Below are 20,002 nucleotides of genomic sequence, written 5' to 3'. Positions count from 1 at the left end.
GCTCTCCAGATAGGTAGTAGATCTATGAGTGTTTCCGACAAATTTATTCGTAGTCCAGTTCTTACAACGGTCTGCTCTTTATTCATTCTACTCCTTGGGGGAATTGCGTTACCTTTGTTACCCCTAGAAAAACTCCCCCAACTTGCACCGACCCAGATTCAGGTCACATCCACCAATATTGGTGCGGATGCGAGAACTACTGTCGATACGGTGACTGACGTTCTGGAGTCTGAAATTAATGGCGTAGAGGACATGAAATATATGACCTCTAATACGGCTTCAGATGGGATATCTAACATCACCGTGTCGTTTCCAGTTGCCGTTAATCGCAACATTGCACAAGTTAACGTGCAGAATCGGGTTAATCAGGCCTTACCCAATCTACCTGATGTAGTCAAACAAACAGGTGTCACGACAGAAGCCGCATCCCCCAGTTTATTGTTAGCCTACGGGTTTTATTCCGAAAAAAACGAGGAGGGAAATTATCTTTACGATACGCAGTTTATTAGTAACTACCTTGACTTGTTCGTGGTCGATGAGCTAAAGCGTATCCCTGGTATCGGTAGCCTTGTGATCATTGGAGAACGCAAATACGCCATGCGAATCTGGCTCGATCCAGCTAAACTGGCAAGCCGCAATCTGACACCATCGGATGTAGAAAGGGCCTTACGAGAACAGAATATTCAAACTGGAGCAGGTCGCATCGGTCAAGAACCCACTAATTCCAACCAGTCCTTCTCGATTCCGTTGAAAGCCGAAAGCCGCTTTACCACTGTTGAAGATGGAGAAAACTTGGTCATTCAAGCTCAAGACAATGGTCAATTAACCAAAGTTAAAGATGTCGGCTGGGTGGAGTTGGGAGCGGAAAACTATGATGTAACGGCGAACATAAGCGGTAAGCCAACAGCAGGCATCGCTTTATATCAGCTACCAGGTGCTAACGCTCTCGATACAGGCAATCGGATCAAAGCAAAGATCGAGGAGTTGTCAGCGAATTTTCCTCCTGGACTCAAATATGAGATTCCCTATGATTCTACTTTGTTTGTAGTAACTTCCCTGCGAGATGTAACCTCCAACTTGCTACAGGCGATCGTGATGGCGATCCTGACGATCTTGCTGTTTCTTCAAGACTGGCGATCAACCATTGTACCCGCCTTAGCGATGCCCGTCGCTATGATCGGTGCCATGTCTGTACTACTGGGCTTCGGTTTTAGCATCAACCAGTTGACTATGTTCGGGATCATCCTCGCTATCGGTACAGTGACTGATGATGCGGTGGTGATCGTAGAGGCGATTAAAAGTAAGATGAATCAAGGAATGCGTCCGCGACAAGCGGCTGTGGATGCCATGAATGAATTGGCGACCCCCTCGATTACTGCCGCCCTAGTACAGTTAGCCGTGTTTATTCCAGTATGCTTCTTCCCGGGTACGACAGGGATTGTCTATCGGCAATTCGCCATTACCCTATCAGCAGCGATCGTCTTTTCCACCTTCAATGCTTTAACTTTTTCCCCCACTATCGCGGCTCTATTCTTGAAACCCGCAGGAGCCGAACCTGGGTTGATCGATCAGCTTGTTAACTTTCTATTTGGTTGGCTGTTTAATTTGTTCAATCGAGGATTTGGCTGGATAGTTCGCCAGTATAGTCATCTGATTGAAGTATTAGTCAAAATGCGCTACTTAGTGCTGGGCTTTTTTGTTGCTGGTCTGATCGCCACGATTTTGATGTTAAAAATTGTCCCCACTGGATTTATTCCCGAAGAAGATCAAGGACTGATGATCTTACTTGGGGAGGCTCCCGCAAGCGTTTCCCTCAATTACTCCGAAGAGCAAGTTGCCCTGGTCAGCAAAATTTTAGATGAGTATCCCGAAATCGAAAGTTATCTAGGAGCAGCAGGGTTTGGACTGGAGGGGAACGCTTACAACAAATATCTATTCTTCATCCGTCTGAAATCGTGGGCCGACAGAACCTCAGAAGAACAGTCGGTGTTCGGTTTGCTCAATACCCTAAACCAGCGATTGCGAAATGAAATTACTGGCTCTAAGGCTTTTCTGACCAATGTTCCTCCAGTTGATGGCGTTGGGGCTACGGGAGGATTTGAATTTCAACTGCAAAATCGTGCTGGTCTGCCTTCGGACGTATTGTTACAAAACGTTAATGCGATGATTGCCGCCGCTAACCAACGGCCTGAACTCCAGCGAGTAACCACTACTTTTACCCCAGGTGTGTCGCAGATGGCGATTCGGCTCAATCGTGAAATAGCTAAGGCAATGAATGTGGATATTAATGAAGCGTTCGGAACCTTACAGTCTTACTTGGGTGGACGCTATGTTAATGATTTCATTCTGAATAATAAGCAATATCGGGTTTACGTTCAGGCCGATGGAGCTTTCCGAGATAACCCTGAGAAAATTAAGTCTTTTTACGTTCGCTCCAAGACGGGAAGCTTGGTGCAGTTAAACAACTTGATTGAAATTGAAGAGTTTGACTCGCCCCCAATTATCACTCGCTACAACGTCTACGAAGCTGTTAAGATTCAAGGTACTCCAGCACCAGGCTATAGTTCAGGACAGGCGATCGCCGCTATGGAGGAAGTTGCTGCCCAAGTCTTAAATCCAGGTTTCGGTTATGAATGGACGGGACTCTCTCTAGAGGAAAAATCAGCAGGTGGAGCAACAGGGGCGATCTTTGCTCTAGCCTTTATCTTGGTATTTCTGATCATGGCGGCTCAATACGGTAGCTACATCGATCCGACGATTATTTTGCTGACCGTTCCCCTAGCTGCTTTGGGGGCGATGGTAGCGATTTGGTTTCGAGCTAATTTGCTGCAGGTGGGTAGTATCTGGCCAGTGATCAATAACGATATCTACGCCCAAGTGGGACTGCTTATGCTAATCGGAATGGCTAGTAAAAACGCAATCTTGATCGTGGAACAGGCTAACGAATTTCTACGCCAAGGCATGAGCCTAAGTAAAGCGGCGATCGCATCTGCAAAATCTCGTTTTTTACCGATCGTGATGACCGCGTCATCAGGGTTGGTGGGTTACATTCCTCTAATGACTGCTGCTGGGGCGGGGGCGATCAGTCGCTGGTCGATTGGTACGGTAAGCTTTGGCGGTTATCTTGTCGCTACCATTCTCAGTTTAGGAGTTGCGCCCGTGCTATATATCGTGGTTAAAAGTCTGGAGCGACAAATAATCTCAGGAAAGCGTGAAGTTTAAGGAATAAATTTTGTTTTAAATGGAGACTACATGACATGAACTATTTAGTAATTACCTATGCAGGTATCATGACTGCTCTAATCGGTGGGCTTTTCGGTTGGGCAATATCCTACATCGGTCAGCCCGACTTGAATCGCACGCGCTTTGAGAGCAAATTCTATCAGAATTTATATCGGAGCTATCCCTTGATTGGAGCAGGAATCGGATTTGTCGTTGGCTCTGGATTTGCCGTAATTAAACAAACCCAGAAGCAAAATAAAAATGACTCTGATTTTTAAACTTAAAATCCTCCCTTAATTAATCGAGCTAGGATAAAATTGCCGATTTTCAGCCCGTAGGGAGTTATCCACCATGAAAAAGGGAGAAATCCCTTTGGAGATAATAGACTAGCTGTCGTCTTAATATTTTAATTTTTTTACTCGCAATTTGAGGGGTTAAGATGTTTTCTCAATTAAAATTTTTTACTAACCGCTTCTCTCTACCAGGGTTGAACCGCTTACGTTTGTATCGAAGCTCTTGGTTACGGGGAGATATGTTAGCAGGAATCACAGTAGCCGCTTATCTTGTTCCTCAGTGCATGGCCTATGCGGAACTGGCAGGAGTACAACCGATCGCAGGATTATGGGCGATCCTACCACCAATGTTGATCTATACTCTGCTCGGCTCTTCTCCACAACTCTCCGTCGGGCCAGAATCTACCACCGCCGTAATGACCGCAGCCGCCATCGCGCCGCTTGTCGCTGGGGATATTAGTAAGTACGCAAGTCTGTGCAGCTTACTAGCCTTATTAGTGGGGATAGTCTGTTGTGTGGGAGCCTTCGCTCGATTAGGCTTTCTCGCCGATTTACTGTCTAAACCGATTCTTGTGGGTTATATGGCAGGGGTCGCCGTAATCATGATTATTGGACAGTTGGGTAAAATTAGTGGTCTGTCACTAGAAGCAGAATCGCTTTTTGGAGAAGTTCGAGAATTCTTGGCTCGTTTAAATGAGATTCACCCCCCGACGTTGCTTCTGGCAATTTGTGTTCTAAGTTTTCTGCTTGTCGTACAGCGTCGATTTCCAAATGCCCCAGGCCCCTTGCTGGCAGTTCTATTAGCCACATCGGCCGTTTATCTATTCGATCTAGATCAGCGTGGCATTGCTGTGATCGGTGAAATTCCTGCGGGTTTACCAAGTTTAGCTTTACCCAGTGGCTTCTCACTACAGCAAATTACCTATTTAATTTCTACGGCGATCGGTATTTCTCTAGTTGGGTATTCTGACAATGTGTTGACTGCGCGAGCGTTCGCTGCTAAAAATGGCTATCGCATTGATGCTAACCAAGAATTGCTAGCTCTAGGAACGGTTAATATTGGCAATGGAGTGATGCAAGGATTTCCAGTCAGTAGCAGTGGTAGTCGCACCGCAATCGGCGATTCTTTGGGCAGTCGATCGCAGGTATTCTCTCTAGTAGCTTTTGTCATCGTTATCTTAGTACTTTTGTTTTTAAGACCAATCCTTGCTCTATTTCCGAAAGCGGCTTTAGGAGCGATCGTCATCTATGCGGCTTTACGTTTGATCGAGATCTCAGAGTTCAAGCGATTACGTCGCTTTAAAAAAAGCGAATTCCGACTAGCAATGATTACCCTGATCGGTGTACTAGCAACTGATATTCTAGTGGGTGTTGGCATTGCTGTAGCCCTATCCGTGATCGATTTATTTGCGCGTCTGATGCGACCGCACGATGCCGTTTTAGGAGAAGTGCCAAACTTAGCAGGACTACACGATATCGAAGATTGGGAAGGAGCGAAAACAATTCCAGGGTTAGTGATCTATCGCTACGACGCACCACTTTGCTTTGCTAACGCGGAAAACTTTAGACGACGGGCAATAGACGCAATCAACGCGGAGACTACCCCAGTAGAATGGTTTTTACTGAACGCGGAGGCGATTCTTGAAATCGATATAACGGCTGTTGATATGTTAAAAGAATTACATCAAGAATTAACTGAGCGACATATCATCTTTGTCATAGCGTGCGTGAAACAAGATTTATATTTCCAATTTAAAAAAGCGGGTTTAGTCAATTTGATCGCTCAAGAGCGAATTTATCCAACTCTACCCACAGCAATCCAAGATTTTCAGACTCGTCATGGATTGATTTGAGCTTTTGGCATGAAGCCTTTTTCATCTAGTCTTTAGTTTGGTGTATCACGTTGTTGACTCCACGTATAAAATTTGCAGAATTTCGATAGACCGCTACTTTAGCTGCGTGTTAAATAATGAACATTCTCGCAGCAAGCTACGGGATATTACTTCACTGTGGTCAGGCTACAGGATTCTACACCATTGAAGAGAAGAGATTGAATCTTGACGTTATCTCTTTCTAGAAAAAGATAAGATATTAATCGCAATATTGGTAACGATGGATGTGAATCACACAAATTATTGCGTATCAAGTAAGCGACGTATATCTTTAGATAAAGAAGCTTGTTGCTCTGGAGTTAAGATTCCTCGAACTTCTATCAAGCTCTCGATAAGCAAATCTGTCAGTTCACCTCTATCCTCTTTAACTTGATTATATTTGCTCCGTATTACCTCATCTGAAGGATTAGTTCCAATAATCGCTTCTAATTCCTGCATACTTTTTCTATATTTATTAGCGGCAGCTTGAATCAAGGGTTGATACTTAGCGTCAATCACTTTCGCTTTGGCCTTCTGTTCCGATGTTAACGGTGGCTTAATTGTTAATTGCGTTGTTGTGTTATTTGTGTTTGTTTGAGCTAAGAGTGGTTCAGTTGATTGTGAAGAAGTTTCAAAAGGAGTAACGGCGGAAACACCAGCAATACTAAAAACAGAAAAGGAGAGAACGACGGAAAATAATCGAATAGAATTGTTAAGAATCTTCATTTCTTATTTATGTCTATAAATCGAATTTATTGTAAGAGCAAATGCTGGTCTTGTAAATATTTAATTTACAAATTTTAATTATAAAAAATAAAATGTCTTTTTTAACCATTATGAACACATGAGCATTCATCAATTATTTTTCTTCATCCTTCAATCGTTCAATATAATAAGTGGAGATTTAAGGACAGTACATAATAATTAAAACTAATGTACAATTCATCATCTAATACATTATGAGTCATTCAAATTACAATTCTTGGCTAACGAAAGTGACACTTTTACTGGTTAGTACACTAAGCGTGATGGCAGCAGCGATCGCACCTTGCCTACCAGCAATGCAGGAATACTTTAATGAAGTCAGCAATGCAACACTTTGGATTAAGTTAGTACTAACTTTACCCGCCTTGTTTATCGTTATTGGCTCATTGATTGCAGGGATTTTGGTTGATTATTTTGGACGCAAACTGCTTTTAGTGACTTCGGTAGCTTTGTATGGATTAGCTGGTACGTCTGGTTTTGTCCTTAACTCATTGTTTGATATTTTAATAGGTCGGGCATTTTTAGGTTTAGCGGTGGCAGGCATTATTATCACTAGCACTACATTGATCGCAGACTATTATAAGGGACAAGCTAGAGGATCGTTTCTTGGCTTGCAAGTATCATTTATGGGATTTGGCGGCGTACTCTTTCTTAGTCTTAGTGGCTTTCTGGCTGATCAAAACTGGCGTTATCCGTTTTTAATCTATTTTTTAGCCTGGCTGCTGTTGCCTCTAATCCTATGGACAATTACCGAGCCAGAATCTACAATTACTTCAAATAATGAAGAGAATATATCGAATACAGCGTTTCCTATCAAATTATTAGCATTTCTCTACGGCGTAGCTTTATTAACTCAAATGATTTTTTACCTGATTCCTGTTCAGTTGCCTTTTTACCTTAAAGATTTAGTTAAGGCTAACGCAAGTAGAAGTGGTTTAGCACTTGCCTTGACTACTCTGTTTGGTGCTTTGTCATCCTTATTCTACGGCACAATTAAGAAGCGTTTAGATTTTTTTAGCATTCTGATACTGGTATTTGGCTTGCAGGGATTAGGCTATATCTTTGTTGCCCTAGCCCATCAATATGAATTAGTACTGGTTGGACTGTCGCTTACGGGTGTAGGTTTAGGATTACTTAGACCCAATCTAAATTTATGGATTGTTTCTGAAGTTTCTGATGCAGTTAGAGGACGAGCTTTAGGAGGCTCGACAATGTTCTTGTATTTAGGACAATTTCTCTCACCTTTAGTCACTCAGCCTGTAAGTCAAGCGGTTGGGCTAGGCATAACTTACGCTCTTGCTGGAGGACTAATGCTGATTTGTGGATTAATTCTAATGAGCTTACGACGAGCAATTTACCAGTGAATCCCTACTTGCTCAGAGTCGGAGCCATTCTAAAAACATATTAGCTGGTTCAGACCAACGAACAACTCAAAACGCGACTGGAAAAGAGTCACGTTAGCTCGTCGATTACTGCTTTATTCGAGCCATGTTGTCAGGGATTGAATAGGCAGGAAGGAAATAGACTCGACGCTTGGCTTGACTTCCCATACCATTTAATGGTTAAAGTCGAGCCTGGGCATCTAGAGCCATCCATCTTCTGTTTCAAGAGACTTATTATCGTGGCGCATAAAGGTTTAAGGTCTGCCTCATATTTGCTGCTGACTCGGGGGTACCGACGAGCGAGCCTGCGAAAATTTGCTGGGCTGTAATATCAGGTTTTCCATAAAATTCAGCATTGCGACTGTTATCCATTTCCAATTTAGTTCCTTCTAGAGAAACCCCACCAAACAATCCTTCCCGATTGCGAACATAGGTGTAGACATCAGAAAGCGTCGAGGTTCCAGTTACTGGGGACGCTCCTGTCGGGCCTGCCGTTCCAGTCACACTTCCTCCCAACTGAAAATCTTGAGCTAGGGCTTTCTCAAGACTCTTTTTGGTATTAAAAACAATAATGACATCGCTCGATTGCGCCCCAACTTGTAAGCCAACACTTCCCCCCGTCAAAGTGACAAAAGCAGGATTACTCCACTCTCCTTTATTATTTCTAACGACCAAGATTCCCGCACCACGAGTTCCGCCTAAGATAAATCCAGCTTTAACTACATCTGGAATAATGGCGATCGCTACGGCTTTTTGCAGCACCGATTGAGGAATTTGATGCTGGGGTTCAGCTTTTTCATTGGTCAGCACTTGTCTTGCTGATTCGACACTTTTAATCGCATCCTGTTGACTGGCTAGGGCGGCAGGAATTGAGATAGTTACGACTGTGGCTGTTAAAGCTAAGGCCAAAGTTTTTTGCAAGTTCATAAAACCTCTTTTGTTAGTTTTCACATTCTTTTCAGTTTTAATATTTTAACATTTATCTATTAGTCAGAATATTCTTAACAAAAAAAAACAGTAGATAAATTTTTCAGAGCTTTCAATAGTCAATTTATTACAAAAAGTAAATTAAAAATTTTATCAAAACACATTAATTAAATAGTATAATGTTATCTATTAAATAATAATAATAATTTGACGAGCATTAAAAATAATCATCTTTAACATACTTTTTTATAAAATCGTCTTATGCAATTTGTGTAGTTTTTTATTATTAGATTAGTATTGACAGAATTTATTGATTGTTCTTTAATTTCATACTTAAATTAGCTCGACATGAATGCTTTAATACTCGTCAAAAAGCTTGTATAATACAGCTTAAAAATTGCCTTCTATTTTTAGCTTTACTACTATGACATCAAGTTTGTCTCATCACGACCAGTTGCCAACCAGAACAAAACTAGCCCAAATTGAAGGGTGACTTCCAGGTGTAGCAATTTGATTAGATCTCCTGCAAAAGTTTTAGGTACTCTCATATTTTTGTGCAAAAAAAAGTTCATAATTGTAAACACCAGCAATCAAAATAAATCTTAGACTAAACCGTTTTTTTCTGTTTCTATATCGGGATGATAGAATTCTAAATATTTTTAGCATAAGATGAATATTTTCAATAACAATTCTTTCTATCGCTAATTTTCGATTGAACTGCTATTGCTCTAAATTTAAGTTTTAATTTCGCTTTTTTTTGTGAGCAATTATACTATTTTTATAAATATTTTGAATTCCTTGATATCTTTTATAGGCTAAACATTCTATCTGGTTAACAATTTTTTTTTTGCTGTTTTTCTAAATTTGAAAATCATGATTTCTTCCCTTTCCATATGCAGTACAGAGAATTTCTATTGTTTTTACATCCGCTACAACTTGCGATTTTAATGTATGACATTACTGAAAAGGGTGATGTTGCAGATTTGTTAATTGAGCCAAATAGAGCTATAATTAAAGGATGATCAATTATCCAGTTTTTTAGAAATTATGCCAGTTTTCCTACCTGTCGAATGTCCTTACTGCCACAGCACTGATATCGCCAAACATGGACGCTCTTCCTACAATGGCAAAACCCGTTACCGATGCTGTAATTTTGAATGCCCACATCTGACCTTCAGCCTGAAACTAGACTACCCTGGAAGAAATCCCGAAGTCAAGAAACAGATTTTAGAGATGACTTTTAATGGGAGTGGAGTAAGAGATATTTCACGAACTTTGGGAGTTAGTACCTCAACGGTGATTAAAGAATTAAAAAAAAATCCTCAACCGTTGAAGCCGTCAATCAAAAACTCTTAAATCAGCTAGAGTGTGAAGAAGTGGAGGTGGAAGTTAGGCGGATAGAAAAGGCTGAAGAAGTGAGAGAAGAAAAAGCAAATCAAGGCGCAGGAATTGAAGAATCGGAACTCGATGAAATGTGGAGTTTTGTCGGGAGTAAAAAGAATCAGATATGGTTGTGACACGCCATTGACCGAGTAACAGGAAAGGTATTAGCTTATGTATTTGGACGCAGAAAGGATGAAGTGTTCTTGAAATTGAAGAAATTATTAGAGCCATTTGGCATCAAAAAATATTGTACAGATGGCTGGGGTGCTTACTAGAGAAATCTACCAGCAGAGCAACATGAAATTGACAAAAGAAAGACACAAAAGATAGAAGAAAAACACATCAGACTAAGAACAATAATTAAGAGTAAGACACGCAAGGCAATCGGTTTTTATCGCTCAGAAGAGATGCACGATCTGGTAATAGGGTTGTTTATCAATCGCTATGAATTTGGCATCAATGTTTAGAAGCTTAATAACAAATCTACAACATCACCAGATTTCCTATCTTGTAAAAACCCGCTCTCTAACCAGGTTCTAGGATAAGCCCGTGATGAGGATTGAACTCATGACCTCACCCTTACCAAGGGTGTGCTCTACCACTGAGCTACACGGGCATAAAAATTAATTTAATTTTGGTGGGCCGAGCTGGATTTGAACCAGCGTAGGCGTAGCCAGTGGATTTACAGTCCACCCCCATTAACCACTCGGGCATCGACCCATTGATGTCACAATTAATAATATTAGCATAGCTGCCCAGAAAGTCAAAGCTTTTTTGAATATTTTTTTTTTGACTAACGCAATGGCCACCAAGAAACCTTATCACGAGTGGAGCTATAGACTTCTTTTAAGCGATCGGGATCAATTACTTGAACTAGATCGGTTGATGAGTCATTGCTTTTGTTAGACTCAATTAAACCGACTTGCTGCATTCCCTTTAAAACTTGTTCTACAGTTCGTTGATTGAGTTGACAGGCACGAGCAATCACATCTACTGGTAAATCAAAAGTATATATATTAGACTCATTGGGTTGATTACCGAGTTCTCGTTCTTGATAAATTAAAGCTCTCAGTAAGGTGGCGACAGCTTGCGGCGGATAAGTACTACAGTTGAGTAGATGATAGTGGAATTTTTGTTCTAGTTCAAAGAGTAATCGGTAACGTTCCTGAAAAACCTCACTTGAAGAATAAATTTGCTCAATGGCTACTAAAGGGACTTTGATGACATGAGTTGTCTTATAAGACTCGACGAGACAAGGAAAAGCTCGACTAGCCAACCCATAACTAAAAGGTAAGCTACTCATGCCAAAACATCCCCCAGGATAAGCGATCGCAATAATCCGATCCAGGGGAGTACTCCGCACGATCACTAACCCCTCATCCAAAATGACATACAACACATCTAAATTTTCGTCTGGCAAAAAAGCCGTGTATACAGGACGGTTAGAAAAGAGGGTTTCAATTTTCAGGGTTTCGGGGGGTAAATAGCCCGATAACCAACCACTATCTAGTCCTCTAAATAAAAAACTGTGCTGAGTCAACTGCTCTACTGGGCTTAGTTTTTGCTTCTTGCTGGCTTTGGCCATAATTATGTGTCTATGCGGTCTTCTCTTCAATCTTCCCACAAGTTTTTTACTCTTCGAGATTGAATCAAAGTTAAATTACGAATGTATTGTAATTTTTATTAACTTCGTTTAGTATTAAAACACAAATGTAAAATAAGCTACTTGAAAACGGATCACAACACGAAAGGAGATTGCTAGATATGACGAAACCCTCATCTATGGTCAGTGTGGTACTGATGAGTTCTCTGTTGGGGGGAATGTTAATCTCCTGTAGTTCCCCAAATACAAGTACTCCAAATGCAGGGACGAGTCAGAGTGCAACGAATACCAGTTCTACTAAACCTGTTACTCTAACCTTGGTATCCTATGCGGTGACACAGAGTGCTTACGAAAAAATCATCCCAAAATTTGTCGAACAATGGAAAGCCAAAACAGGACAAGATGTCGTTTTTGAGCAAAGTTACGGAGGTTCAGGTTCTCAAACTAGGGCTGTCATAGATGGACTTGAAGCGGATGTGGTGGCTCTAGCTTTAGCCTTAGATACCAAAAAAATTGAAAAAGCAGGACTCATTCAACCGGGTTGGGAAAAAGAATTACCCAATGATTCGATCGTACATCGTTCCGTCGCTGCTTTGGTCGAACGAGATGGCAAATTAAACGTTAAAAAATGGTCAGATTTAGCAAGAGATGATATCAAAGTGATTACCGCAAACCCGAAAACTTCTGGGGGGGCGAGATGGAATTTCTTAGCTTTATGGGGTTCGGTTACACAAGCTGGAGGCACACCTCAACAAGCCACTACTTTTATTGAAAAAGTCTTAAAAAATGCGCCAGTTTTACCAAAAGATGCTAGAGAAGCAAGCGATGTTTTTTATAAACAAGGACAAGGAAATGTCTTAATTAACTACGAAAATGAAGTTCTTTTAGCCGAGCAGAAAGGAGAAAAAGTTCCTTATGTTGTGCCGACAGATTATAACATTTCGATCGATAATCCAGTAACGGTTGTTGATGCAAATGTCGATAAACATGGCACTCGTCAAGTAGCCGAAGCTTTTACGCAATTTCTTTATACTCCTGAAGCACAAAGAGAATTCGCTCAAGTAGGTTTCCGTCCCGTTGATACAGAAGTTACAAAAGAATTCGCCAGCAAATATCCCACAGTCAAAAACTTATTTACAGTCAAAGATTTAGGGGGATGGAGCAAAATTCAACAAGAATTTTTTGAAGATGATGCAACTTTTGACAAAATCATGAACAAACTAAATAAATCTTAAATATTAATGAGGATAATCTATCATGAGTCTTTCTCCAGATTGGAAACACGTTAATAATAATCTTTTGGATTTAGAGTTAGATCAGTCTGATAAAAATCGCAAGACTGAACGACGGATTAAAATCCGAATTCCCCAACAATACACCCAAGAACCTCTCATCTCTCGCTTAATCTCTGAGTATAATATAGAAGTCAGTATTGTGGCTGCTTTATTAGGTTCAAATAAACCAAATGATGGTTGGTTTGATCTAAAACTTCAGGGAACTTCTCAAGATATTGATAGTGCCTTAACCTATCTAACTGATCTTGAAGTTGAGATTTGGTATGAAGAAAATACTTTAGCTGATGGTTGGTAAGGAGAGCCTAAAAAACAAATGGAATCTGTTTCGCAAATTCAGTCATTTTTAACTAAATCACCAGTGGGTAAACCGAAAAATAACAATCTTCCTTGGCCGTTTTTACTTAGTATTTTCTATCTCATTATTATTCTCTTTTTACCGGCTACTGCATTAATCACTAAATCTCTATCATTAGGACCCTCAGAATTTTGGCGAATTGCTACCAGTCCTGTTGCTCTTTCTGCTTATAATGTTACTTTTGTTACAGCACTTTTGGCAGCCGCAATTAATGGTATTTTAGGTACATTGGTTGCCTGGGTATTGGTTCGTTACGATTTTCCTTTAAAAAAAGCGATCGATGCTTTAGTCGATTTACCTTTTGCTTTGCCCACTTCTGTAGCAGGTTTAGTCCTAGCAACAGTTTATAGTGAAAAAGGTTGGATCGGTCAACTTTTTGCCCCATTTGGCATCAAAATTGCTTTCACTCGTTTAGGGGTATTTGTGGCAATGCTTTTTATTTCTTTGCCTTTTATTGTAAGAACATTACAACCCGTTTTACAAGAAATAGAAATAGAAGTTGAAGAGGCAGCATGGTCATTAGGAGCAACTGAATCTCAAACTTTTTGGCGAGTCGTTTTACCCCCTTTAATTCCACCGATTTTAACAGGAATTTCTCTCGGTTTTGCTAGAGCAGTTGGGGAATATGGCTCAGTGGTGATTATTTCTTCGGGTATTCCTTTTAAAGATTTAATTGCACCCGTTTTAATTTTCCAAAGATTAGAACAATATGACTATGCGGGAGCAACTGTTATCGGAACATTTCTTTTAATCGTCTCACTCGTACTGCTTTTAGTAATTAATCTTCTACAACAGTGGGGAAGACGTTATGCAGTCTAGTAAAAATAAGCTGTCATCAACTATTCTGATTACCATCGCAATATTATATTTATGTCTGGTTTTATTTATTCCCGCGATCGCTGTTTTTTACGAAGCTTTTCATAAAGGGTTTGGTGCTTTTATTGAAGCGGTTAAAAATAGAGACTTTATTGAAGCAGTAAAACTAACTTTAATAATTACTGCTATTACCATTCCATTAAATACCGTTTTTGGTTTAATTATTGCTTGGTTTTTGGCTCGCAATAAATTTCGAGGACGTGCTTTGCTCATGAGTATTATTGATTTACCTTTCTCCATTTCTCCAGTGGTTGCAGGGTTAATGATTGTTTTACTTTATGGGCGCAATGGTTGGTTTGGAGGATGGTTAGAAGCAACAGGAACTAAAATTATTTTTGCTCTACCCGGAATGGTTATCGCTACTATTTTTGTAACTTTACCTTTTGTTGCTCGTGAAGTTCTACCGGTTTTAGAAGAAATTGGCACCGAACAAGAAGAAGCAGCAAGAATATTAGGAGCGAATGACTGGCAAGTTTTTTGGCGCGTTGTTTTGCCGAATATTCGCTGGGGTTTGTTGTATGGTATTCTCTTAACGAATGCGCGGGCAATGGGCGAATTTGGTGCGGTTTCCGTTGTTTCTGGCAGTATTTTAGGTCGGACGGCAACATTACCCATTTTTGTTGAACAAGCTTATAAAAACTATCAAACAGAAGCCGCTTTTAGTGCTGCCGTAATTCTGGCTTTACTAGCTGCTGTTACTCTCGTTTTACAAGACATTCTCAAACGTAATACAAAACATTCGTAAAGTTAAACATTTTTTAGGAAGTTAAAATCATGAGTATTTCAATTCAACAAGTATCGAAAAACTTTGGCTCTTTTCAAGCTTTGGGCAATATTAATCTAACTATTCCCGATGGTAAATTAGTCGCCTTACTAGGGCCTTCTGGCTCAGGAAAATCAACTTTACTCAGAACGATCGCTGGTTTAGAAAAGCCCGATATGGGAAGAATTATTATTAATGGCCAAGATACGACTAATTTAGATATCAGAAGACGTAACATTGGCTTTGTTTTCCAACACTACGCCCTATTTAAACATCTAACCGTCCGTCAAAATATTGCTTTTGGTTTAGATATTCGCAAACATCCCGCTAAACAAATTAAAAATAAAGTAGAGGAATTACTCGGACTCATTCAATTACAAGGTTTAGGCGATCGCTATCCTTCTCAATTATCAGGAGGACAACGCCAAAGAGTCGCTCTAGCACGTGCTTTAGCCGTTGAACCCCAAGTTTTACTCTTAGATGAACCTTTCGGCGCTCTTGATGCAAAAGTCCGTAAAGAACTCCGTAGCTGGTTACGACGCTTACACGATGAAGTCCATATTACCAGTGTTTTTGTGACCCACGATCAAGAGGAAGCGATGGAGGTTGCTGATGAAATTGTTGTGATGAATCATGGCAAAATTGAACAAGTAGGCTCACCCCAAGAAGTGTATGATCATCCCGCTACCTCATTTGTGATGGAGTTTGTTGGTGAAGTTAATATTCTCCCAGGTACAGTCGGTTTATTAGATGCTTCGGCTAAACATGATACTATTCTTCCTAATGTTCATCCGTCGCAAACTCAAGTATTTATCCGTCCCCACGATCTCGAAATTCATTGCGAAAGTGATGCTCAAAACAAACCTGCGATCGTTAAACGGATCATTCATTTAGGTTGGGAAATTCTCGTCGAATTAGAATTACCTGACGGGCGTGAAATTTTAGCTAATATAAGTCGAGAAAAATTTGCTCACTTACCGGTTGAACTCGGACAAGTTGTCTATATTAAACCGCGTCATGCTCGCTATTTTGTTGATCCAAAAAGCAATGCTTATACCAGTGAACCATTAACGGTTAATGGTTAGTTGTAAGGATTTGGTCTTTTTGCTCCAAATAATCTCAAATTAGCCTGTAGAGACGCGATATCCTGTAGAGACGCGATATATCGCGTCTTTACAAGTAATGTCTCCAAACCCAGTAAAAATGAGGGTAAAATAGACCAAACCTTTTCAGTAATCAGTCATCAGTATGAAAGTTTTTTTGATTGATTACTGTTTACTGTACCAAACCCCTACAATTAATGAATTAAACGGTGACAAAAATCTGAGCGCTCGTCATGGCTAAACCTGTACTCAGTGTAGCAATTTGAGTCACGCCACCAGAAACATTACCATTAGCATCAAAGAACAATGCACCTGTACTGGAATCGTAAACAAAGCGTTGGTCGGCCGTGGTTGTAGCCGTACCTATGGTAAACTGATTCGCATTCAACGCAGTATTAGCAATTAAACCCGAACCAAAACCCGCCGCCGATACATATATCTTATCATTTGTCAAGGAGAAATCTGTAATTAAGTCGATGCCTTCGGTGGGTGCATTGAAAACAAAGAAGTCTTGTCCAGCGTTACCAGTTAGACTATCATTTCCAGTTCCTCCAACAAGAATATCATTTCCAGTTCCACCGATTAGGGTATCATTTCCGTTATTTCCCGTTAGGGTATCATTGCCAACACCGCCATTAAGCAGATTATTGCCATTATTTCCCGTAATTACGTTATTTAGGGCGTTTCCTGTACCGTTGAGGTTTTTATTGGTAGTGAGCGTCAGATTTTCAATGTTGGTTAGTGCAGCTAGACTAAAGATAATACTCGCACTAATGGTATCGGTTCCAGAGTTGGCATTTTCGGTGATAGTGTCGGTTGTGGTATCGACAATGTAAGTATCATTTCCAGTACCACCAATTAGGGTATCAATTCCAGTACCACCATCAAGAATATTATTCCCAGTATTTCCCGTAATAAGGTTATTTACTGCGTTTCCTGTACCGTTGATGTTGTCTGTACCTGTTAGGGTTAGGTTTTCGATGTTGGTCAGTGCAGCTAAACTAAAGGTAATATTTGTACTAATGGTATCGGTTCCTTCGTTAGCATTTTCGGTGATAGTATCGGTTGTGGTATCGACAATGTAAGTATCATCTCCCGTACCACCTATTAGGGTATCTATTCCATCTCCACCATCAAGGGTATTATTACCGCTATTTCCTGTAATAAGGTTATTGAGGGCGTTTCCTGTAGCATTAATGTTGTCTGTACCTGTTAGAGTTAGGTTTTCAACATTTGCGATCGCTGCTAGACTAAAGGTTATATTTGTACTAATTGTATCAGTTCCCTCGTTAGCGTTTTCGGTGATGGTATCGGTTGTGGTATCGACGATGTAAGTATCATCTCCAGTACCACCTATTAGAGTATCTATTCCACCACCACCATCAAGGGTATCGTTACCATCTCCACCAGATAGAGTATTATTACCGCTATTTCCTGTAATAACATTATTGAGGGTATTTCCTGTACCGTTGATATTATCTGTACCAGTTAAGGTTAGGTTTTCGATATTGGTCAGTGCAGCTAAACTAAAGGTAATACTCGCACTAATTGTATCAGTTCCTTCGTTAGCGTTTTCGGTGATAGTATCGGTTGTTGTATCGACGATGTAAGTATCATCTCCAGTACCACCTAATAAAGTATCTATTCCACCACCACCATCGAGGATATTATTACCGCTATTTCCTGTAATAAGGTTATTGAGGGTGTTTCCTGTAGCATTAATGTTATCTGTACCAGTTAGAGTTAGGTTTTCAACATTTGCGATCGCTGCTAGACTAAAGGTAATACTCGCATTAATTGTATCAATTCCCTCGTTAGCGTTTTCAGTGATAGTGTCAGTTGTGGTATCTACAATGTAAATATCATTTCCAGTGCCACCGATGAGGGTATCAATTCCAGTATCACCATCAAGGGTATTATTACCAGTATTTCCTGTAATAACATTATTGAGAGTGTTTCCTGTACCATTTAGATTTGCTGCACCAGTTAAGGTCAGGTTTTCGATATTTGTGTAACCAACAAGGCTTAGACTAAGATTAGCTCTGATGGTGTCAGTTCCCTCGTTAGCATTTTCGGTGATGGTATCGGTTGTTGTATCAATTACATAAGTATCATTTCCAGAGCCACCTAATAAAGTATCTATTCCATTTCCACCAGATAGGGTATTATTACCGCTATTTCCAACAATTACATTATTGTTATTGTTGCCTGTACCATTGATGTTACCTGCACCAGTTAGAGTTAGGTTTTCGATGTTGGTCAGTGCAGCTAAACTAAAGGTTATATTGGCATTAATTGTATCGGTTCCAGAGTTAGCATTTTCGGTAATAGTATCGGTTGTGGTATCGACGATGTAAGTATCATCTCCCGTGCCGCCGATGAGCGTATCTATTCCAGCGCCACCATCAAGAATATTATTGCCAGTATTTCCCGTAATAACGTTATTCAGTGCGTTTCCTGTACCGTTGATGTTGTCTGTACCCGTTAAGGTTAAGTTTTCAACATTTGCGATCGCTGCTAGACTAAATGTTATATTGGCACTGATAGTATCATTTCCCTCGTTAGCATTTTCGGTGATGATATCGGTTGTGGTATCGACGATGTAAATATCATCTCCAGTGCCACCTAATAAAGTATCTATTCCTGTACTACCATCAAGGGTATCGTTACCATCTCCACCAGATAGAGTATTATTACCGCTATTTCCAGTGAGTAGGTTATTGAGGGTGTTTCCTGTACCGTTGATGTTGTCTGTACCTGTTAGAGTTAGGTTTTCAACATTTGCGATCGCTGCTAGACTAAATGTTATATTTGTACTAATGGTATCAGTTCCCTCGTTAGCATTTTCGGTGATGATATCGGTTGTGGTATCGACGATGTAAATATCATCTCCCGTACCACCTAATAAAGTATCTATTCCTGTACTACCATTAAGGGTATCGTTACCATCTCCACCATCAAGGATATTATTACCGCTATTTCCTGTAATAAGGTTATTGAGGGTATTTCCTGTACCGTTGATGTTGTCTGTACCTGTTAGAGTTAGGTTTTCAACATTTGCGATCGCTGCTAGACTAAATGTAATAGTAGATTCGACGGTATCATTACCATTATTCGGCGATTCTGTCAAGATATCTGTAGTAGTATCGACCACATAAATATCATTGCCATCACCACCTATTAAAGTATCAATGCCCGCACCGCCATCAAGTCGATTATTGCCACTATTTCCAGTAATTACGTTATTGTTAGTATTGCCTGTAGCATTAATGTTATCTGTACCCGTTAAGGTGAGGTTTTCGATGTTGGCGAGTGTAGCTATACTAAAGGTAATACTGGCATTAATAGTATCTATTCCTGCGTTAGCCGCTTCGGTGATGGTGTCGGTTGTGGTATCAACAATATAAGTATCATTTCCAGCGCCACCTATTAGAGTATCAATTCCTAAACCGCCATCAATAGTATCGTTCCCATTTTCGCCCTCAATTCTGTCGTTGCCATCTCCTCCAGTAATGTTGTCGTTGCCATCACCTCCAGCAATGGTATCGTTACCATCTCCACCAACTAAGCTGTCATTACCTGCACCGCCATCAATGTTATCATTACCCGCACCGCCATCAATAGTATCGTTGTTTAACCCCGAAGTGAGGGTATCATTTTTGCTAGTGCCTGTCACCTGTAAGCGGTTGATGCCATTGAAGGAAATATAATCGAGATTACTGGTATTATTGCTGTTTTGGCGATAGGCTTGCCCACTATAAGAACCTTCTGTACTGTTGCTGGTAGACAGATACATTCCTTTCCCTGTATCACCGACTGAGTAGTCTATGATGAGTAGGTCATCTCCTGCACCACCAGAAACATTATCATCGCCTAAACCTGCATTTAATGTATCGTTGCCTGCACCACCATTAATAGTATCATTGGCTCGATAAACTGCACTATTAATCAATCCTGATTGAATAATACTATCGTTGCCACTTCCTGATGTAATATTGTAGCTTTCGATATTACTAACATTAGTGATACCACTTAAGACAAATCCTGTATTTAGGGTTAGGTTAATGTCATTACTCTCAGCCGAAAAGTTTAAAATTAATCGGTCGTTGCCCACACCACCATCAATGGTATCATTGCCTGTTCCTGCATTAATTGTGTCGTCTC

Annotated in this window: 15 protein-coding genes, 2 tRNA genes and 1 pseudogene; 12 read left to right on the top strand and 6 right to left on the bottom strand. The window is 40.4% G+C overall.

What is annotated here, in order from left to right:
* Positions 1 to 24 precede the first annotated feature (24 nt).
* The 3 genes from C7H19_RS17790 to C7H19_RS17780 all read left to right on the top strand — a co-directional run bounded on the left by C7H19_RS17790 (position 25) and on the right by C7H19_RS17780 (position 5,368).
* Positions 25 to 3,222, top strand: coding sequence for an efflux RND transporter permease subunit (locus C7H19_RS17790; protein ID WP_106458270.1), 3,198 nt, complete (start codon positions 25 to 27; stop codon positions 3,220 to 3,222).
* A 35-nt stretch (positions 3,223 to 3,257) separates the two neighbouring features.
* Positions 3,258 to 3,500: a hypothetical protein gene (locus C7H19_RS17785; protein ID WP_106458269.1), complete on the top strand. Its 243-nt coding sequence runs from the start codon at positions 3,258 to 3,260 to the stop codon at positions 3,498 to 3,500.
* A gap of 161 nt (positions 3,501 to 3,661) precedes the next feature.
* Positions 3,662 to 5,368 (top strand): SLC26/SulP family anion transporter, encoded by a 1,707-nt coding sequence (locus C7H19_RS17780; protein WP_106458268.1) that lies wholly within the window; start codon positions 3,662 to 3,664, stop codon positions 5,366 to 5,368.
* Positions 5,369 to 5,647: 279 nt separating this feature from the next.
* Here the strand turns inward: C7H19_RS17780 and C7H19_RS17775 are convergent, their stop codons facing one another.
* Positions 5,648 to 6,112 (bottom strand): Spy/CpxP family protein refolding chaperone, encoded by a 465-nt coding sequence (locus C7H19_RS17775; protein ID WP_106458267.1) that lies wholly within the window; start codon positions 6,110 to 6,112, stop codon positions 5,648 to 5,650.
* A 233-nt stretch (positions 6,113 to 6,345) separates the two neighbouring features.
* On the opposite strand from C7H19_RS17775, the gene C7H19_RS17770 reads away from it, so the two are divergent.
* Positions 6,346 to 7,515, top strand: a complete 1,170-nt coding sequence (locus C7H19_RS17770) for an MFS transporter (protein WP_106458266.1) — start codon at positions 6,346 to 6,348, stop codon at positions 7,513 to 7,515.
* Between the two features lie 252 nt (positions 7,516 to 7,767).
* Here the strand turns inward: C7H19_RS17770 and C7H19_RS17765 are convergent, their stop codons facing one another.
* Positions 7,768 to 8,460, bottom strand: coding sequence for a lipid-binding SYLF domain-containing protein (locus tag C7H19_RS17765; RefSeq protein ID WP_106458265.1), 693 nt, complete (start codon positions 8,458 to 8,460; stop codon positions 7,768 to 7,770).
* Between the two features lie 1,047 nt (positions 8,461 to 9,507).
* On the opposite strand from C7H19_RS17765, the gene C7H19_RS26535 reads away from it, so the two are divergent.
* The 3 genes and pseudogenes from C7H19_RS26535 (at position 9,508) to C7H19_RS27225 (ending at position 10,310) form a co-directional block, all read left to right on the top strand.
* The gene (locus C7H19_RS26535) at positions 9,508 to 9,816 is read left to right on the top strand and encodes an IS1-like element transposase (RefSeq protein ID WP_219907678.1); all 309 of its coding nucleotides are present in this window, start codon (positions 9,508 to 9,510) and stop codon (positions 9,814 to 9,816) included.
* A gap of 26 nt (positions 9,817 to 9,842) precedes the next feature.
* On the top strand, positions 9,843 to 9,977 hold the full coding sequence (locus C7H19_RS27050; protein WP_281261730.1) for a hypothetical protein: 135 nt from the start codon (positions 9,843 to 9,845) through the stop codon (positions 9,975 to 9,977).
* Between the two features lie 6 nt (positions 9,978 to 9,983).
* Positions 9,984 to 10,310: pseudogene (locus C7H19_RS27225) on the top strand (IS1 family transposase).
* A 77-nt stretch (positions 10,311 to 10,387) separates the two neighbouring features.
* Here C7H19_RS27225 and C7H19_RS17755 read toward each other — a convergent pair.
* The 3 genes from C7H19_RS17755 to C7H19_RS17745 all read right to left on the bottom strand — a co-directional run bounded on the left by C7H19_RS17755 (position 10,388) and on the right by C7H19_RS17745 (position 11,428).
* Positions 10,388 to 10,459 (bottom strand) — tRNA-Thr (locus C7H19_RS17755).
* Positions 10,460 to 10,478: 19 nt separating this feature from the next.
* A tRNA-Tyr gene (locus C7H19_RS17750) sits at positions 10,479 to 10,563 on the bottom strand.
* A gap of 73 nt (positions 10,564 to 10,636) precedes the next feature.
* A complete protein-coding gene (locus tag C7H19_RS17745; RefSeq protein WP_106458264.1) occupies positions 10,637 to 11,428 on the bottom strand; it encodes a cyclic nucleotide-binding domain-containing protein in 792 nt (263 codons plus the stop codon).
* Between the two features lie 179 nt (positions 11,429 to 11,607).
* On the opposite strand from C7H19_RS17745, the gene C7H19_RS17740 reads away from it, so the two are divergent.
* The 5 genes from C7H19_RS17740 to C7H19_RS17720 are packed head-to-tail and all read left to right on the top strand — an operon-like array spanning position 11,608 to position 15,820.
* Positions 11,608 to 12,681 (top strand): sulfate ABC transporter substrate-binding protein, encoded by a 1,074-nt coding sequence (locus tag C7H19_RS17740; RefSeq protein WP_106458263.1) that lies wholly within the window; start codon positions 11,608 to 11,610, stop codon positions 12,679 to 12,681.
* Between the two features lie 22 nt (positions 12,682 to 12,703).
* A complete protein-coding gene (locus C7H19_RS17735; RefSeq protein WP_106458262.1) occupies positions 12,704 to 13,036 on the top strand; it encodes an NIL domain-containing protein in 333 nt (110 codons plus the stop codon).
* Between the two features lie 18 nt (positions 13,037 to 13,054).
* Positions 13,055 to 13,915 carry a sulfate ABC transporter permease subunit CysT gene (gene cysT, locus C7H19_RS17730; protein WP_106458261.1) on the top strand — a complete coding sequence of 287 codons (861 nt, stop codon included), beginning with the start codon at positions 13,055 to 13,057 and terminating at the stop codon, positions 13,913 to 13,915.
* Complete coding sequence (cysW, locus tag C7H19_RS17725) at positions 13,905 to 14,717, top strand: sulfate ABC transporter permease subunit CysW (protein ID WP_106458260.1); 813 nt, start codon at positions 13,905 to 13,907, stop codon at positions 14,715 to 14,717. Before cysT ends, cysW begins: the two co-directional genes overlap by 11 nt.
* A gap of 29 nt (positions 14,718 to 14,746) precedes the next feature.
* A complete protein-coding gene (locus C7H19_RS17720) occupies positions 14,747 to 15,820 on the top strand; it encodes a sulfate/molybdate ABC transporter ATP-binding protein (RefSeq protein WP_106458259.1) in 1,074 nt (357 codons plus the stop codon).
* Between the two features lie 220 nt (positions 15,821 to 16,040).
* Here C7H19_RS17720 and C7H19_RS26850 read toward each other — a convergent pair.
* Positions 16,041 to 20,002 (bottom strand): beta strand repeat-containing protein (locus C7H19_RS26850; protein WP_146136542.1); only part of this gene is annotated, 3,962 nt, incomplete at its 5' end.

This window comes from Aphanothece hegewaldii CCALA 016 (assembly GCF_003007785.1).
GTDB classification, from domain to species: domain Bacteria; phylum Cyanobacteriota; class Cyanobacteriia; order Cyanobacteriales; family Microcystaceae; genus Chroococcus; species Chroococcus hegewaldii.
Note: the sequence above shows the minus strand (reverse complement) of the source record. Positions and strands in the feature narration are given on the sequence as shown.

Excerpts from the sequence above, each read along its gene's own strand:
- C7H19_RS17740 (WP_106458263.1), top strand. The coding sequence starts at position 11,608 with ATGACGAAACCCTCATCTATGGTCAGTGTGGTACTGATGAGTTCTCTG.
- C7H19_RS17775 (WP_106458267.1), bottom strand. The coding sequence starts at position 6,112 with ATGAAGATTCTTAACAATTCTATTCGATTATTTTCCGTCGTTCTCTCC.
- C7H19_RS17770 (WP_106458266.1), top strand. The coding sequence starts at position 6,346 with ATGAGTCATTCAAATTACAATTCTTGGCTAACGAAAGTGACACTTTTA.
- C7H19_RS17780 (WP_106458268.1), top strand. The coding sequence starts at position 3,662 with ATGTTTTCTCAATTAAAATTTTTTACTAACCGCTTCTCTCTACCAGGG.
- C7H19_RS17790 (WP_106458270.1), top strand. The coding sequence starts at position 25 with ATGAGTGTTTCCGACAAATTTATTCGTAGTCCAGTTCTTACAACGGTC.
- C7H19_RS26535 (WP_219907678.1), top strand. The coding sequence starts at position 9,508 with ATGCCAGTTTTCCTACCTGTCGAATGTCCTTACTGCCACAGCACTGAT.
- C7H19_RS17765 (WP_106458265.1), bottom strand. The coding sequence starts at position 8,460 with ATGAACTTGCAAAAAACTTTGGCCTTAGCTTTAACAGCCACAGTCGTA.
- C7H19_RS17745 (WP_106458264.1), bottom strand. The coding sequence starts at position 11,428 with ATGGCCAAAGCCAGCAAGAAGCAAAAACTAAGCCCAGTAGAGCAGTTG.
- C7H19_RS17735 (WP_106458262.1), top strand. The coding sequence starts at position 12,704 with ATGAGTCTTTCTCCAGATTGGAAACACGTTAATAATAATCTTTTGGAT.
- cysW (WP_106458260.1), top strand. The coding sequence starts at position 13,905 with ATGCAGTCTAGTAAAAATAAGCTGTCATCAACTATTCTGATTACCATC.
- C7H19_RS17720 (WP_106458259.1), top strand. The coding sequence starts at position 14,747 with ATGAGTATTTCAATTCAACAAGTATCGAAAAACTTTGGCTCTTTTCAA.
- cysT (WP_106458261.1), top strand. The coding sequence starts at position 13,055 with ATGGAATCTGTTTCGCAAATTCAGTCATTTTTAACTAAATCACCAGTG.
- C7H19_RS17785 (WP_106458269.1), top strand. The coding sequence starts at position 3,258 with ATGAACTATTTAGTAATTACCTATGCAGGTATCATGACTGCTCTAATC.